Origin of the sequence: Microbacterium aurantiacum, assembly GCF_040532595.1 — a bacterium.
Taxonomy (GTDB): Bacteria; Actinomycetota; Actinomycetes; order Actinomycetales; family Microbacteriaceae; genus Microbacterium; species Microbacterium chocolatum_B.
The window spans coordinates 981,546-996,217 of the sequence record NZ_JBEVYX010000001.1 but is presented as its reverse complement, the minus strand read 5'-3'; the positions used below and the strand labels follow the sequence as shown (position 1 = coordinate 996,217).

The window sequence follows — 14,672 nt, the reverse complement described above, 5'->3', positions numbered from 1 at the left end:
AAGGGTCAGAGGGTGGAGACCACGGCGTTGTCGAGCTCGTCGGGGTCGACGCCGGGGCGACGGACGCGGTTGGTGAGGAGCACCCACGCGACGTCCGCGCCGGGGTGGATCCACAGTTCCGTCCCGGACCAGCCGCCGTGACCGTAGGCGTCGGTGTCGATGAGGCCGGGCGCGCGCGAGCGCAGGTTCCAGGTGAACCCCCAGTCCTGGCCGCGTTCGGCCGGGTACGGCTCGAGTCGCGGGATGCCGGCCGTCAGCGGACGGCGCATCATCGCCGCCGTCGCGGGGGCGACGATCTCGCCGCGATCCCGAAGGAGCGCCGCGGCGACGGCCAGGAGATCCTCCGCTCGCCCCATGAGCCCCGCCCCCGGATGCCGGAGTGCGGCGAGGCGCGCCATGTCGACGCCTTCCGCCGCGGCATCCGGAACGGCGTGCGGGTCGCAGGACTCGTCGAGGGTGAGGCCGTCGGCGCCGACCGCCGCCGCCCAGCGGGCGAGCTGCGCGTCCCACGTCTCGCCGGTGGCGTGCCGGATCATCTCGGCGATGCCCTCGAACGCGATCGAGGAGTAGCGCGAGACCGTGCCGGCGGCGAAGTCGCGGCCGGGTGCGCGCAGGCCCGCGGCGAGCCCGCCCGGGGCATCCAGCTGCGGCTCAGGGATGCCGGCGGTGTGCGAGGCGAGGTGACGCAGCCGCACCACGTCGTCGCGGTCGGCGCCGAAGCCCGGCACCGCGTCGCGCAGCGGAGTCTCGGGGGTGAACAGGCCCCGCTCGATTCCGCGGGCCGCCGTCAGCCCCACCAGCGGCTTGGTGATCGAGAAGAGGCGGTAGTGGTCGTCCGTGCGCGCGGGCCGGCCGTCCGTCGCGCCGAACGCCTCGAGCGCGACGGTCCCGGCCGACGTGGCGATCCCGACGACCGCCGTCGGGAGGCGCCCGGACTCCACATGCCGGCGCGCCCAGTCGAACGCGGCACCGTGGGTCGCGCTCATCGCGCGGCTCCCGTCCGGGGCGCGTATCGCTCGAGCGGGACGGATGCCGCCACCCGCGCGCGCAGGTCCTCCAGCGTCGCGTCCGGGCCGCACCAGCCGTGGGCGCGGGCCTGGACGAGCACGTTGCCGAGCGCGGTCGCCTCGACGGGGCCGGCGAGCACGGGGAGTCCGGTCCGGTCGGCCGTGGCCTGGCAGAGGAGCCGGTTGAGCGAGCCGCCGCCGACGATGTGCACGACCTCGAGGGTTCGGCCGGTGAGCTCACCGGCGGTGCGGACGGCGTCGGCGAACGCCGCGGCGATGCTCTCCACGATCGACCGCGTGAGTGCGGCGCGGTCGCGGGGAACGACGGCGCCGGTCTCGGTGAGCACCGCCGCGATGCGGTCCGGCATGTCGCCGGGGGCGCTCAGGCGGGGGTCGTTCGCGTCGAAGAGCGGAACCTCGCCCGTGACGGCGGCGGCGGCATCCAGCAGAGACGGCAGATCGATGGCCGCGCCGTCCTGCTCCTCCCACGCGCGGATGCTCTCGCTCAGGAGCCAGAGTCCGGTGACGTTGTGGAGGAACCGGATGCGTCCATCCACACCGCCCTCGTTCGTGAAGCCCGCGTCGCGCGCCGCGTCCGTCACGAGCGGCGCGTCGAGCTCGACGCCGACGAGTCCCCACGTCCCGCACGAGATGTAGGCGGCGGTGGCGGCATCCGTCATCGGCACGGCCACGACGGCCGACGCGGTGTCGTGCGAACCGACCGCGATCACGGGTGTCGCCGCGCCGATGACGTCGGCGAGCTTCCCCTGGACGGTGCCGATGACCGCGCCGGGGTCGATCAGCGCGGGGAGGACGGATGCCGGGAGCCCGAGCCGCGCGAGCAGCTCCCCGTCCCATTCCCCGGTGTCGACCTCGACGAGCCCGGTCGTCGAGGCGTTGGTGCGCTCGGCGACCCGGCGGCCGGTGAGGAGGAAGGCGACGAGGTCGGGGACGAGCAGCGCCGCATCGGCATCGGCGAGCCCGGCCTCGACGGCGAACTGGTAGACGGTGTTGAACGGGAGGAACTGCAGGCCGTTCCGGCGGTAGAGCTCCGTGAACGGCACACGGGCGTGGACACGCTCGACCCCGTCTGCCGTCCGCTCGTCGCGGTAGTGGAACGGCTCGGCGACGAGGCGTCCGCCGGAGACCAGCCCGTAGTCGACGGCCCACGAGTCGATGCCGATGCTCGCGATCCCCGGCTCCCGCCGGAACGCCTCGCGGAGGCCGTCGCCGATGTGCCGATAGAGCGCGGAGAAGTCCCAGTGCAGACCGTCGGGACCGGCGACCGGTCCGTTCGGGAACCGCGCGACGCTCTCCAGCTCCAGGATGTCGTCGCCCACGCGCCCGATCATCACGCGGCCGCTCGTCGCCCCGAGGTCGACGGCGGCGACCGCGCGGACAGCGCCGGTCACGGCATCCGTCATCGGAGGAATGCCGCGGCGACGCCGGAGTCGACCGGGATGTGCAGGCCCGTCGTGCGGGAGAGCTCGGGTCCGGTGAGCACGTAGACCGCGTCGGCGACGTTCTCGGGGACGACTTCGCGCTTGAGGATCGTGCGGTTCGCGTAGAACTGACCGAGGTCCTTCTCGTCGACGCCGTAGGTCGCGGCGCGGTTGGCGCCCCAGCCGGCGGCGAAGATGCCCGATCCGCGGACGACGCCGTCGGGGTTGATGCCGTTGACACGCACGCCGTGCTCGCCGAGCTCGACGGCGAGGAGGCGCACCTGGTGGGCCTGGTCGGCCTTCGTCGCCGAGTACGCGATGTTGTTCGGTCCGGCGAAGACGGAGTTCTTCGACGAGATGTAAATGACGTCGCCGCCCATCTTCTGCTCGATCAGGGCTTTCGCCGCGGCCTTCGCGACGAGGAACGAGCCCTTCGCCATGACGTCGTGCTGCAGGTCCCAGTCCTTCTCGGTGGTCTCCAGCAGCGGCTTCGAGAGCGAGAGGCCGGCGTTGTTGACGACGAGGTCGATGCCGCCGAACGCGAGGACGGTGGCGTCGATCGCGGCCTGGACGGCCTCGGGGTCGGCGACGTTCGCGGCGACGCCGATCGCGACATCCGTTCCGCCGAGCTCCGCCGCCGCGGCCCGCGCCTTCTCGAGGTCGAGGTCGGCGACGACCACGCACGCGCCCTCGGCGGCCAGACGCGTGGCGATCGCCTTGCCGATGCCGGATGCTGCGCCCGTGACGAACGCGATGCGGCCCTGGTGGGACTTCGGCTTCGGCATCCGCTGGAGCTTGGCCTCCTCCAGCGCCCAGTACTCGATGCGGAACTTCTCGGCATCGGAGATGGGCGAGTAGGTGGAGACCGACTCCGCGCCGCGCATGACGTTGATCGCGTTGACGTAGAACTCGCCGGCCACGCGAGCGGTCTGCTTGTTCGCACCGTAGGAGAACATCCCGACGCCCGGGACGAGCACGATGAGCGGGTCGGCGCCGCGGATCGCGGGGGAGTCGGCCGTCGCGTGGGCGTCGTAGTAGGCCTGGTAGTCGGCGCGGTAGTCCGCGTGCAGCTCGACCAGCCGGGCGACGGATGCCTCGACCGTCGCGTCGGCGGGCAGGTCGAGGATCAGCGGCCTGACCTTCGTGCGGAGGAAGTGGTCGGGGCAGCTCGTACCGAGCGCGGCGAGGGCGGATGCCTTCTCGGACGCGAGGAAGTCCAGCACCACATCCGCATCGGTGAAGTGGCCGACCATCGGCTTGTCGGTCGAGGCCAGGCCCCGGATCGTCGGGGCGAGGGCCGCGGCCTTCGCGCGTCGCTCGGCCTCGGGGAGGGCGGCGAAGCCGGACCGAACTCCTCCGAACGGGGCCGGGTCGCCGTGGGTTTCGAGGTATTCGGCGGCGGTGGCGATGATCCAGGAGGAGTTGCGTTCGGCCTCCTCGGAGGTTCCTCCCCACGCGGTGATGCCGTGGCCGCCCAGGATGCAGCCGACGGCCTGCGGGTTCGCGGCCTTGATCGCGGCGATGTCGAGCCCGAGCTGGAATCCGGGGCGGCGCCAGGGCACCCACACGACCTTGTCGCCGAACACCGTCGAGGTCAGCGCCTCGCCGTCGGCGGCGGTGGCGATCGCGATGCCCGAGTCCGGGTGCAGGTGGTCCACGTGCGCGGCATCCACGAGTCCGTGCATCGCGGTGTCGATCGAGGGAGCGGCGCCGCCCTTGCCGTGCAGGCAGTAGTCGAACGCGGCGACCATCTCGTCCTCGCGGTCGACACCGGGGTAGACGTCGACGAGAGCGCGCATGCGGTCGAGGCGCAGCACCGCGAGGCCCTGCTCGGTGAGCGTGCCGAGGTCTCCGCCCGAGCCCTTCACCCACAGGAGCTCGACCGGTTCGCCCGTGACGGGATCGGTCTCGGTGCCCTTGGCGGAGGTGTTGCCACCGGCGTAGTTGGTGTTCTTCGGGTCGGAGCCGAGCCGGTTGGACCGGGCGATCAGGTCGGCGACTGCGGGGTTGGTCATGGTGTCCTTCGGGTCTGGAGGGCGGTCAGGGCGCGGGTGATGCGGGTGAGGGAGCGGGGGAAGGCGGGTTCGTCCGGGCGGTTCAGATGGCCGTGGGTCGTGCCCGACTCGGTGACGACCTCGACCGGCCGACCGGCGGCGCGGAGGGTCGCGGCGAAGGCCTCGCCCGAGACGCGCAGCTCGTCGACGTCGCCGTTGATCATGAGGACGGGCGGGAAGTCCGCCAGGTCGTCTGCCGTCGCGAGCCCGGGCACCGCGGTGAGGGGCGCGTCGTCGACGGGGCCGCCGAGGTAGTTCTCGTACATCCCACGCACGACCTCGGGTCCGAAGCGGTCGGCTTCCGGGTCGGCGTCGAGGGCGCGTCGCAGCGCGGCATCCGGCGCGGGCTGCACGGCGAGCAGCGTGGGGTACGCCAGCACCACCAGAGCCGGTGCGGGCAGCCCGGCCCCCGGCATCCGGAGCGCTGCGCCGGTGACGAGGTTCGCGCCGGCGCTCGCCCCGCCGAGCGCGAGCCGTGCGGGGTCGATCCCGAGGTCGGCGGCGTGCGCGAGCGTCCAGCTCCACGCGGCGAGGACATCGTCGGATGCCGCGGGGAAGACCGCTCCGCCCCGCGGGGCGACGCCGTGTCCCGCCGCCCACGCCGCGGGGAGGGGTGCGAGGCGGTAGTCGACCGAGACCACCGCGGTGCCCGCCGCCGCGAGGGCCCGGGCCACGGCATCCGCTTCGGGCATGTCGAGGTCCCCCGCGGCGAACCCGCCGCCGTGCGCCCAGACGAGCCCCGTGCCGTTCGGCGCCGTCGCAGGGTAGACCCGGACGAGGCCGTCGGCTGCGGCGTGCGGTGCGGTCGACGCGGTCACGGGGTCAGGCTCCCCAGCCGGCCTGGGTGCCGCCGACGCGCTCGGCCTCGATCTTCTGCTGGTACCCGGATGCCGCGTAGGCGGCCATCGGGTCGGTGGGGAGGCCCCGCGACTCGCGCCACTCGGCGAGCGCCGGGCGGACGTCGGTGTAGAACGCGTCCATGAACACCGCCTGCGCACCCAGCACGTCGTTGGCCGACTGCGCGGCGGCGAGGGCGGCGGAATCGAGGAGCAGCGCGCGGGCGGTCATCTCCTGGACGTTCAGCACCGACCGGATCTGCCCGGGGATCTTCGCCTCGATGTTGTGGCACTGGTCGAGCATGAAGGCGACGTCGGGGTTGTTGAGGCCGCCGCCGCGGATGACCTCGACGAGGATCCGGAAGAGCTGGAACGGGTCGGCCGCGCCCACGATGAGGTCGTCGTCGGCGTAGAAGCGCGAGTTGAAGTCGAACGAGCCGAGCTTTCCGAGGCGCAGCAGCTGCATCACGATGAACTCGATGTTCGTGCCGGGGGCGTGATGCCCGGTGTCCAGGCACACCATGGCGCGCTCGCCGAGGGTCGCCACCTGCGCGTAGGAGGTGCCCCAGTCCGGAACGTCGGTGTGGTAGAACGACGGCTCGAAGAACTTGTACTCCAGAACGAGGCGCTGCTGGCCGGTGAGGCGATCGTAGATGGTGCGGAGCGAATCGTTCAGTCGGTCCTGCCGGGCGCGCATGTCGGTCTGGCCGGGGTAGTTCGACCCCTCGGCGAGCCAGATCTTGAGGTCGCGCGAGCCCGTCGCGTCCATGACGTCGATGCACTCGAGGTGGTGGTCGATGGCCTTCCGGCGGATGCGGTCGTCCTCGTGGGTGAGCGCCCCGAACTTGTAGTCCTCGTCCTGGAACGTGTTGGAGTTGATCGTCCCGAGCGCGACCCCGAGGTCCTCCGCGTGCCGGCGGAGCGCACCGAAGTCGTCGACCCTGTCCCACGGGATGTGCAGTGCGACGCTCGGCGCGAGCCCGGTGACCCGGTTGACCTCGGCGGCGTCGGCGATCTTCTCGAACGGATCGCGCGGGGTGCCCTCGGTCGTCCAGACGCGGAAGCGGGTGCCGGAGTTCCCGAACGCCCACGAGGGCAGTTCGATGCCCTGCAGGGCGAGCTGGGATCGGATGTCGGCGGACAGGATGCTCACGATGCGTCTCTTTCGTCGTCGGATGCCGGTCCCTCGGTGGAGGCGGCGAGCTGGTCTGCGAGGTGGAAGATCTCCGTCAGGGCGGTCGCCCCCTGGTCGGGCCGGCCGTCGAGTCCCACGAAGAAGGGGGCCATCTCGGCCTCCCACGCGGCCGCGACGGGGGATGCGGCGAGGTAGGCCTGCGCCGCGGCGTCGTCGTCGGTCTCGTAGTAGCCGATGAGACGCCCGCCGGGTGCGAGGAAGAGGGAGTAGTTGCGGCGGCCGGCGGCGGCGATCTCGGCGAGCATCTCGGCGCGCACCGGGGTGTGGCACGCGACGTACTCGTCGATCCGGGCGGGATCGATCCTCAGCTCGAAGCAGACGCGCGCGGCGGTGCGGGTCGGCGGGTTCGTCATCGAAGGCGCTCCTGGTCGGGGACACCGGGGATCGGTGTCATGAATCGTTTCAACACTAGGTCCGACAGACGTCGAACGCAAGCGCCCTACACTTCTGACAACGTCACCAAAGGGGAGGGGCTCACGTGGCCGTCGGAGTGAAGGACGTCGCGGTCGCGGCATCCGTGTCGGTGGGAACCGTCTCCAACGTGCTGAACAACCCCGAGAAGGTCGCGCCCGCCACCGTCGCCCGCGTGCAGAAGGCCATCGCCGACCTCGGGTTCGTGCGCAACGACGCCGCGCGGCAGCTGCGGGCAGGACGCAGCCGCAGCATCGGCCTGGTCGTCCTCGACGTCGGCAACCCGTTCTTCGCCGACGTCGCCCGCGGCGCCGAGACGCGCGCGGCCGACGCGGGCCTCGCCGTCCTCTTCGGCAGCAGCGACGAGCGGGCAGATCGCGAGGGCGCGTACGTCGACCTCTTCCGCGAGCAGCGTGTGAACGGCGTGCTCGTCACCCCCGCCACCGACGACCTGAGTTCGCTCGTGCGGCTGCAGGATGCCGGCACCCCCGTCGTCCTCGTCGACCGCGAGGCCGACGACGACGCACTCGCCTCGGTCGCCGTCGACGACGTCGAGGGCGGGTTCCTGGCCACGCAGCACCTGATCGACAGCGGGCGGCGCCGCATCACCTTCGTCGGCGGGCCGCTGTCGACCCGCCAGGTGCGGGACCGACTGGAGGGGGCGCGACGCGCGGTGGCGGAGCGCGCGGACGTCGCCCTCGACGTGGTGGAGATGCCCGCGCTCACGGTCCTGCAGGGGCGCGAGGCGGGAAACCTCCTGAGGGTGCGGGATGCCGCCTCCCGTCCCGACGCGGTGTTCGCCGCGAACGACCTCCTCGCGGTCGGTGTGCTCCAGTCCTTCGCGCTGCTCGGCGACATCCGCGTGCCCGAGGACATCGCCCTCATCGGGTATGACGACATCGACTTCGCCGCGGCCACCGTCGTGCCGCTCAGCTCCATCCGTCAGCCGGCCCGCGAGATCGGCGCGACCGCCGTCGACCTGCTCCTCGCCGAGATCGCGCGCGCGGGTGCGGGCGGCGCCGGTGTGGCGGCCGGTGTCATCGCCGCGGACACGGGCGAGCGGCGCATCCGCTTCCGCCCCGAGCTGGTCGTCCGCGCCTCCACCGGCGGCTGACCCGCCGGGCGCCCGCCCGCCGACCTAGGGTGGAGGGATGACTGAGTACCTCGCGATCACCGGTGGCCATGTCGTTCCCGCAAGCGCAGACCCGATCCCCGGCGGCACGGTCGTGATCGCCGACGGCGTCATCACGGCGGTCGGCGACGCCGACACGGCCATCCCGGAGGGCGCTCGGATCGTCGACGCCGCCGGGCGCTGGGTGCTGCCCGGCTTCGTCGAGGCGCACGGACACCTCGGCGTGCACGAGGACGGCGAGGGCTGGTCCGGCGACGACACGAACGAGATGACCGATCCGAACGGCGCCCGCTTCCGCGCGCTCGACGGCATCGACATCGAGGAGGTCGGCTTCCGCGACGCCCTCCGCGGCGGGGTCACGACGGCGGTCATCAAGCCCGGCTCGGGCAACCCGATCGGGGGCCGCACGGTCGCGATCAAGACGTGGGGCGGCCGCACCGTCGACGAGCAGCTGCTCGCCTACGACGTCTCGGTGAAGTCCGCGCTCGGCGAGAACCCCAAGCGCGTCTACGGCGACAAGAAGCAGACGCCCTCGACGCGACTCGGCGTCGCCGCGGTCCTGCGCGAGGCCTTCGTGAAGGCACGCACCTACGCCGAGAAGCGCGCCGCCGCGGCATCCGCCGGGGAGCCGTTCGAGCGGGACCTCACGAACGAGACGCTCGCCGCCGTGCTCGACGGCGATCTGGTCTGGGACCAGCACTGCCACCGCCACGACGACATCGCCACCGCGATCCGCCTCGCGGAGGAGTTCGGCTACCGCCTCGTCGTGAACCACGGCACCGAGGGGCACAAGATCGCCGATGTGCTCGCCGAAAAGCAGATCCCCGTGATCTTCGGTCCGATGCTCACCTCGCGCTCGAAGGTCGAGCTGCGCGACCGCGCGATCGGCAACCTCGCCCTCATCGCCGAGGCCGGTGTGACCGTGGCGATCACCACCGATCACCCGGTCGTCCCGATCGACCAGCTGCGGCTGCAGGCGATCCTCGCCGTCCGTGAGGGGCTGCCGCCCGAGACGGCGCTCCGGGCGCTGACGGTGAACCCCGCCTCGATCCTCGGGCTCGAGGCCCGCGTGGGTGCGCTCGAGGCCGGACGCGACGGCGACGTCGTCCTCTGGTCGGGCGACCCGCTGGCGCTGGATTCCCGCGTCGAGCAGGTCTTCATCGGCGGCCGTCCGATGGTCGAGCCGGCGGACGGCGACCAGATGCCGCGCATCGTGGAGCGGTGGGAGCGGTTCGGCCGCTCCTCGTGGACGGCATGACCGAGACCGGCGGGTCCGCGCGGCCGACGCGACGGGTGGAGCTGACCCTTCGTCGTCCCTGGTTCGCGCTGTACGCCGGCATCCGTCCGACGCTCGTCATCGGCGGCCGCGGCCAACCGACGCAGTGGGGCGTGGGCACCTGGCAGCTCCCCGACGACGAGGACGCCGCGCTCGCGGTATTCCTGTTCTCGCGGGGGTGGCGGTTCGGTGACGCCGAAGCCGCGATCCCCGCGGGGGACCGCCGGGCGTGGGAGTACCGCGCGCCGGCGCTGCCGTTCGGCCGGGGACGCCTGCGACCGACGGGCGGAACCGCCGCGTCCGACAGCGGAGAGGCACGATGACCGGCATGACAACGTCCCCCAGCCCGCTCACCCTCGGCACCTCGGGCCTCGGACGGGGGAGCGTGCCCGGAAGCCAGGAGGAGGCCGCGGCGGTCGCCGACACCCTCGCCCTTCTCCGCTCGGGACACGCGTACGTCGACACGTCGAACAACTACTCCGACGGCCGCTCGGAGGCCGTCATCGGGCTCGCGCTGCAGTGCACCGACCCGGATGCCGCCACCCGCGTGATCACGAAGGTCGACGTCGACCCCGTCACCGGCGCCTTCGATCGCGACCGCGTGCTGCGCTCGTTCGAGGAGAGCACGGTGCGGCTCGGTGTCGAGCGCCTGCCTCTCCTCCACCTGCACGACCCGTATGCGGTGAGCGTCGCCGAGGCGATGGCGCCGGGCGGAGCCGTGGAGGGCCTCCGAGAACTCCGCGACGCCGGGGTCGTCGGCGCCATCGGCATCGCGACCTATCCGGTGGACGAGATGCGCGAGTACGTCGCCACCGGCGTCTTCGACGCGGTGCTCAGCCACAACTGCTTCACCCTTCTCGACCAGACCGCGGCGCCCCTGTTCCGGGAGGCGCACGAGCGCGGAATGACCGTGTTCAACGCCGCACCGTTCGCCAGCGGCATCCTGGTCAAAGGGGCGAGCTCGACCTACACGTACCGCGAGCCGTCGCCGGAGATCCTCGCGCGGCTCGCGCAGCTGCAGGAGCTCTGCCGGGCCCACGCGGTGGAGCTCGCCGCGGTGGCGCTGCGCTTCTCGCTGCGTTCGCCTCTCGTCGACTCCACGGTGGTCGGTGTGAAGACCCGGGCGCGACTCGAGGCCCTCGACCGGCTCGCCGCGATCGACGTTCCGGACGAGATCTGGCCCGCGCTGGATTCGCTCATCGAAAGGTGGACAGCATGACGCGCAACTGGGCGGGAACGTACTCCTACACCGCACCGCGGATCGAGACGCCGGAGACGGTCGAGGCGCTTCGGGCGCTCGTCGAGGCCCCGGGGCGGGTGCGGGCACTCGGCACGCGCCACTCGTTCACCGACCTTCCCGACACCGGCGGGACCCTGATCGACGTCACGGCGCTTCCCGCGGAGTTCGCGCTCGACGAGGAGCAGCGGACCGTCACCGTGGCCGCCGGCATCCGCTACGGCGTGCTCGCCGCGTGGCTCGACGAGCGCGGCTGGGCGCTGTCGAACATGGGCTCTCTCCCGCACATCAACGTCGGCGGCGCCACCGCGACCGGCACCCACGGATCGGGCGACGCGCAGCGCAGCCTCGCCGCCAACGTGCGGATGCTGCGCCACGTCGGTGCGGACGCCGAGGTGCACGAGGTCCGCCGCGGAGACGCCGACTTCGACGCTCTCGTGGTCGGGCTCGGGGCCTACGGCATCGTCGTCGCCCTCACCCTCGACATCGTCCCGGCCTTCCGGATGCGGCAGGACGTCTACACGGGCGTGACGTGGAAGGCGGCGCTCGGAGATCTTCCCGCGGTGACCGGCGCCGGCTACAGCGTGTCGGTCTTCTCGCGCTGGGACGACGAGACGATCGGCGATGTCTGGGTGAAGACGCGACTGGACCGCGACGATGACGCCGTGCCCGAGGTGCTCCTCGATGGACGGCAGGATGCCGCAGCGGAACCCCTCGGGGGCCTCGCCGACGTCACCGAGCTCGGCGGGGTGCCGGGGCCGTGGATGCTGCGTCTGCCGCACTTCCGCCTGGATGGGACGCCCTCCTTCGGCGACGAGATCCAGTCGGAGTACTTCGTCCCTCGCGCTCACGCGGCTGCGGCCCTGCAGGCCCTCCGCCCGCTCGCCGCGCGCATCCAGCCGCTGCTGTTCATCACGGAGCTGCGCACCGTCGCCGCCGACGACCTGTGGCTGAGCCCGGCATCCGGTCAGGACGTCATGGCGATCCACTTCACCTGGGGCAACCACCCCCGCGCGGTGCGCTCGCTGCTGGTCGACATCGAGGCGGCGCTGGAGCCGTTCGCCGCTCGCCCCCACTGGGGGAAGCTGCACCTCATGGAGCGCGAGGCGATCGCCCGCGCCCACCCTCGGCTGGAGGACGCCAGAGCGGTGTTCGAGCGGCTCGACCCCGACGGCCGGTTCTCCAACGCGCACCTCGAGCGCGTCGGAGTGCGCGAGCCGCGCGACTGACGCCGGCAGGTCACAGGCGGGTTCTGCCGAGAACAGGCGATCAGGCCGGAACAGGCCGAATCGGCGGCATCCGTCCTGTCCTCGCCGAATCGCCTGCGCTGAGCGGGCCGGGGGCGGCGGGTCAGCGGCGGGGCGTGGCGATCGGGCTGGTCGCGGCGACCTCTTCGGAGAAGTCCTCCGGCTGCGGACGGACCACCGAGAGCGGGCGGGTCTCGTCGATCGTGAGGCGGAACCGGCGCTGTTCGTGACGGTGCAGCCGGCCCGACGCGAGGAGCCACGTCGCACCGATCGCGAAGGCGACGAAGCCCGCGCCGGCGCCGAGGAGGATCGCGGTGCGGGGGCCGAACTCGGACGCGACCCAGCCGACGATCGGCGCGCCGATCGGGGTCCCGCCCATCAGGATCGCCACGTACAGGGCGAGGACGCGGCCGCGGAGGGCCGGATCCGTCGTCGTCTGCACGTAGCCGTTCGCGGTGGTGAGCATCGTGACGACGGCGAACCCGGTGAACATGAGCGTCGCGGCGTACAGCCAGTAGTTCGGCATGAACGCCGACACGGTGGCGGCGATCGCGAAGAGGAGGACCCCCGCGATCACCACGCGGATGCGGGCCCGATCGCGTCGTGCGGCGAGCAGCGCGCCCGCGAGCGACCCGACGGCGAGGATGGAGCTCAGGAGGCCGTAGCCGTCGGCCTCCTGACCGAACTCCAGCGCCATGGTCGAGGCGAAGATGGGGAAGTTCATTCCGAACGCCCCGATGAGGAACACCATGCTGAAGGCGACGACGAGGTCGGGGCGCTTGGCGACGTAGCGGAAGCCGTCCGCGAGTCGCGCCCCCGACGGCGCCTTCACCCGCGGGACGAGGAGGTCGACGCGGATCAGCATGAGCGCCACGATCATGCCGACGAAGGTCACCGCGTTGACGACGAACACCCAGCCGCTGCCGACGGCGACGATCATGAGGCCCGCCACGGCGGGGCCGATCATGCGGGCGCTGTTGAAGGATGCCGCGTTGAGGGCGACCGCGTTCGAAGCGTTCTCGCGGGCGACGAGGTCGGAGACGAACGCCTGCCGCGCGGGGTTGTCGAACGCGGCGATCACTCCGAGCGTCAGCGCGAAGCCGTACATCAGGGGGAGGGTCATGAGGCCGGCGAGCAGGAGCGCGCCGATCGCGAGGCCGAGGAGGAGGAGCAGGGCCTGGGTGAGCATGAGCAGACGCCGCCGGTCGAAGCGGTCGGCCACCCACCCGGTGACGCTGACGAGCAGCAGCTGAGGGGCGAACTGCAGACCCATCGTCACGCCCATCGCGGCGGCGTCGTTGTTCGTGAGCTCGGTGAGGACGACCCAGCTGATGGCGGTGGCCTGCATCCACGCGCCGATGTTCGACACGAGCGCGCCGATGAACCACACGCGGTAGTTGAAGACGGAGAAGGACCGGAACATCGCGCTCATCGTGCGGCCATCCGTCCCATGATCTCGGCGGCGCGGGCCAGTGTCTCGCGCTCGTCGGCGGTGAGGTCCGCGAGGGCGGCCTCGACCCACGCGTCGCGGCGTCGTGCGGTCTCGTCGACGACGGCGCGCCCGGCATCCGTGAGGGAGATCACGACCTTCCGACCGTCGTTCTCGTCGGCCGAGCGGCCGATGTAGCCGGCATCCTGGAGGCAGTTGACCGTGCGGTTCATCGAGGGGGCCGAGATGCGCTCGCGGTCGGCGAGTTCGCCCAGCGTGTGGTCGCCGTGGACCCAGAGGGCGGCGAGGACGCCGAACTGTCCGTCGCTCATCGAGTCGTCCGCGCGCTGTGTGCGCATGCGGCGTGCGAGGCGGAAGGTCGCGATGCGGAGATCGGTCGCGGGTGAGGACAGCGGGGGAGTCGCGATCGCCGCGGTCGGGGGAGAAGTGTCTGTGGAACTCATTCGGTTCTTTAGCATAGCTCATTAGTCCCGCTAAAGAAACCGCTCACCTAGACTCGAGGCCATGCCCGACAGCGACGCCGCGCCGTCCTTCATCGATGCCCGCGGGACCCGGATCTTCTACGACGTGTATCCCGCCGAGGGTGCCGCCCGCGGTGTCGTGCAGATCCTGCACGGAGTCGGCGAGCACGCCGGGCGCTACCGCCTCCTCGCCGAGACTCTCGCCCGGCACGGGTTCACCGTCTATGCGGACGACCACCTCGGGCACGGCCGGACCGGCATCGTGCAGCACGGTCATCCGTCCAAGCTCGGGCGGTTGGGGTCCGGGGGCATGCGCGCGGCGCGCGACGCCGTGTACACGCTGACCGAGCGCATCCGCCGGGAGCACCCCGACCTTCCGCTCATCCTGCTCGGGCACTCGTGGGGGTCGTTCCTCGCGCAGATGCTCGTCGACCGGTATGCGGCATCCTTCGACGCCCTCGTCCTGTCGGGCTCGGCGCTGAGGACCCCCGGAAGTCTCAACGCCGGTGATCTCAACGCGCCGTGGAAGACGGAGGGGGCGATGGGGACCGAGTGGCTGTCCTCGGACCACGCCGTCGGGCAGGCCTTCCTCGACGACCCGCTCACGACCTCCGAGCCGCTGCTGAAGCTCTTCGGGCCGCTGGAGGCCGCGCGACTGTTCGGACGTCCGGCGCGGAATCTCCCGCGCGACCTTCCGACGCTGCTCATGGTCGGCCGCGACGACACGGTGGGCGGTCCACGGAGCGTCCACCGGCTCGCCGAGGCGTACCGCACCCGCTCGGGCTTCACCGATGTCACCACGCTCGTGTACCCCGGAGCGCGGCACGAGATCTTCAACGAAGTCATGCAGGAGGAGGTCCGCGCGGACCTCGTGGCCTGGCTCGATCCCCGCTTCCCCGCCCGCGACTGACGCGGGGTCCTAGG

General features: G+C 72.1%; 14 protein-coding genes. 6 read left to right on the top strand and 8 right to left on the bottom strand.

The features are described 5' to 3' along the window. Nucleotides 1-5: 5 nt before the first annotated feature. The 6 genes from ABXJ56_RS04770 to ABXJ56_RS04745 are packed head-to-tail and all read right to left on the bottom strand — an operon-like array spanning nucleotide 6 to nucleotide 6,887. A complete protein-coding gene (locus tag ABXJ56_RS04770) occupies nucleotides 6-986 on the bottom strand; it encodes a serine hydrolase domain-containing protein (protein ID WP_353998574.1) in 981 nt (326 codons plus the stop codon). Beyond that, nucleotides 983-2,431 (bottom strand): rhamnulokinase, encoded by a 1,449-nt coding sequence (locus tag ABXJ56_RS04765; protein WP_353998573.1) that lies wholly within the window; start codon nucleotides 2,429-2,431, stop codon nucleotides 983-985. Before ABXJ56_RS04765 ends, ABXJ56_RS04770 begins: the two co-directional genes overlap by 4 nt. After that, entirely contained in the window at nucleotides 2,428-4,464 is a 2,037-nt protein-coding gene (locus ABXJ56_RS04760; protein WP_353998572.1) for a bifunctional aldolase/short-chain dehydrogenase, read from the bottom strand. The genes ABXJ56_RS04765 and ABXJ56_RS04760 overlap by 4 nt, the downstream gene beginning before the upstream one ends. Next, nucleotides 4,461-5,321 carry an alpha/beta hydrolase fold domain-containing protein gene (locus ABXJ56_RS04755; RefSeq protein ID WP_353998571.1) on the bottom strand — a complete coding sequence of 287 codons (861 nt, stop codon included), beginning with the start codon at nucleotides 5,319-5,321 and terminating at the stop codon, nucleotides 4,461-4,463. Before ABXJ56_RS04755 ends, ABXJ56_RS04760 begins: the two co-directional genes overlap by 4 nt. Nucleotides 5,322-5,325: 4 nt before the next feature. Next, on the bottom strand, nucleotides 5,326-6,492 hold the full coding sequence (gene rhaI, locus ABXJ56_RS04750) for an L-rhamnose isomerase (protein WP_353998570.1): 1,167 nt from the start codon (nucleotides 6,490-6,492) through the stop codon (nucleotides 5,326-5,328). After that, the gene (locus ABXJ56_RS04745; protein WP_353998569.1) at nucleotides 6,489-6,887 is read right to left on the bottom strand and encodes an L-rhamnose mutarotase; all 399 of its coding nucleotides are present in this window, start codon (nucleotides 6,885-6,887) and stop codon (nucleotides 6,489-6,491) included. The genes rhaI and ABXJ56_RS04745 overlap by 4 nt, the downstream gene beginning before the upstream one ends. A gap of 125 nt (nucleotides 6,888-7,012) precedes the next feature. Here ABXJ56_RS04745 and ABXJ56_RS04740 point away from each other — a divergent pair, with 125 nt between their 5' ends. From ABXJ56_RS04740 to ABXJ56_RS04720, 5 genes are read left to right on the top strand one after another with little or no spacing between them, the layout of a single operon-like run. After that, entirely contained in the window at nucleotides 7,013-8,059 is a 1,047-nt protein-coding gene (locus tag ABXJ56_RS04740; RefSeq protein WP_353998568.1) for a LacI family DNA-binding transcriptional regulator, read from the top strand. 37 nt (nucleotides 8,060-8,096) lie between these two features. Beyond that, nucleotides 8,097-9,335, top strand: a complete 1,239-nt coding sequence (locus tag ABXJ56_RS04735) for an amidohydrolase (RefSeq protein WP_353998567.1) — start codon at nucleotides 8,097-8,099, stop codon at nucleotides 9,333-9,335. Further along, nucleotides 9,332-9,676, top strand: a complete 345-nt coding sequence (locus ABXJ56_RS04730; RefSeq protein ID WP_353998566.1) for a hypothetical protein — start codon at nucleotides 9,332-9,334, stop codon at nucleotides 9,674-9,676. Before ABXJ56_RS04735 ends, ABXJ56_RS04730 begins: the two co-directional genes overlap by 4 nt. 5 nt (nucleotides 9,677-9,681) lie before the next feature. Then, the gene (locus ABXJ56_RS04725; RefSeq protein ID WP_353998565.1) at nucleotides 9,682-10,572 is read left to right on the top strand and encodes an aldo/keto reductase; all 891 of its coding nucleotides are present in this window, start codon (nucleotides 9,682-9,684) and stop codon (nucleotides 10,570-10,572) included. Beyond that, nucleotides 10,569-11,819 (top strand): D-arabinono-1,4-lactone oxidase, encoded by a 1,251-nt coding sequence (locus ABXJ56_RS04720; protein WP_353998564.1) that lies wholly within the window; start codon nucleotides 10,569-10,571, stop codon nucleotides 11,817-11,819. Before ABXJ56_RS04725 ends, ABXJ56_RS04720 begins: the two co-directional genes overlap by 4 nt. A gap of 121 nt (nucleotides 11,820-11,940) precedes the next feature. Here ABXJ56_RS04720 and ABXJ56_RS04715 read toward each other — a convergent pair whose 3' ends face one another. Beyond that, a complete protein-coding gene (locus ABXJ56_RS04715) occupies nucleotides 11,941-13,260 on the bottom strand; it encodes an MFS transporter (RefSeq protein ID WP_435404985.1) in 1,320 nt (439 codons plus the stop codon). A 5-nt stretch (nucleotides 13,261-13,265) separates the two neighbouring features. Then, nucleotides 13,266-13,730 (bottom strand): MarR family winged helix-turn-helix transcriptional regulator, encoded by a 465-nt coding sequence (locus ABXJ56_RS04710; protein ID WP_353998562.1) that lies wholly within the window; start codon nucleotides 13,728-13,730, stop codon nucleotides 13,266-13,268. Between the two features lie 61 nt (nucleotides 13,731-13,791). On the opposite strand from ABXJ56_RS04710, the gene ABXJ56_RS04705 reads away from it, so the two are divergent. Continuing rightward, a complete protein-coding gene (locus ABXJ56_RS04705) occupies nucleotides 13,792-14,658 on the top strand; it encodes an alpha/beta hydrolase (RefSeq protein WP_353998561.1) in 867 nt (288 codons plus the stop codon). Nucleotides 14,659-14,672: the final 14 nt, after the last annotated feature.